The following is a 942-nucleotide window of genomic DNA, read 5'->3' on the forward strand; positions in this document are numbered from 1 at the left end:
GTGTAGGGCCGCAGGTAGGCCCACTCGTGGGCCAGAGTCCGGTTGAAGCGTTCGACTTTGCCGTTGGTCTGTGGCCGGTAGGCGCGGGTGAGCTTGCCGGTCGCGCCGAGTCGGGCCAGAGCGTCGCGCCAGGCGAAGCTCTTGCGGTAGGGCCAGGCGTTGTCGGTCAGAACGCGTTCGATGCGGTCGATTCCCACGCTCTGGAAGAACGCGGCTGCCCTGTCGAGGAAGCCGGCGCAGGTGGCGGCCTTCTCGTCGTCGTGGACCTCGCTGTAGGCGAGGCGGGTGTGGTCGTCGACGGCGGAGTGGACGTAGTCGAAGCCGGTGGTGCGGCGGCTTTCGGGGCGGGCGGCACGTGCAGCGGGCCTGCCGTGGATCCGCCAGCCGCCGCCGTCGGGAATCCGGCCGAGCTTTTTCACGTCGACGTGGATCAGCTCGCCGGGCCTCTCGCGTTCGTAGCGGCGGATGGCCTGCCCGGTGGGCCGGTCCAGGAAGGAGAGGCGGTTGAGGCCGTGGCGGGTCAGGATGCGGTGCACCGTCGAGGCGGGCAGGTCCAGGATCGGGCCGATCCGTGCCGGGCCCAGCTTCCGGTCCTGTCGCAGCCGGCACACCCGGACCTCTGTGCCGGCGGGGGTGCGGTGCGGCGTCGTCTTCGGGCGGCTGGGGCGGTCATGCAGGCCGGACTCGCCCTCCGCGGTGAACCGCCGGACCCACTTGTGGGCCGTCGTGCGGGATATGCCCATCTCCGCTGCAACATGCGCAACCGGACGGCCACAACGGACCCGTTCAACCAGCAGCCGCCTGCCATGGACAGTCAGACGGGCATTACGGTGGAACACGAAGACCTCCGTGCGTGGTGTGGAGCCTAGACACCTCCACCACACCGGAGGTCTTCGCCATGATCAAGACCCACGCGTGTCAACAACGCTCGTGATCAATACA

At 69.0% G+C, this 942-nt stretch carries 1 protein-coding gene; it reads right to left on the reverse strand.

The annotated features are described in order from the left end of the window. Positions 1–839: IS481 family transposase (locus M8I34_RS41080; RefSeq protein ID WP_250058163.1), on the reverse strand; the 839-nt coding region annotated here is incomplete at its 3' end. Between the last annotated feature and the right edge of the window lie 103 nt (positions 840–942).

Source organism: Streptomyces sp. MCA2 (assembly GCF_023544705.1).
GTDB classification, from domain to species: domain Bacteria; phylum Actinomycetota; class Actinomycetes; order Streptomycetales; family Streptomycetaceae; genus Streptomyces; species Streptomyces decoyicus.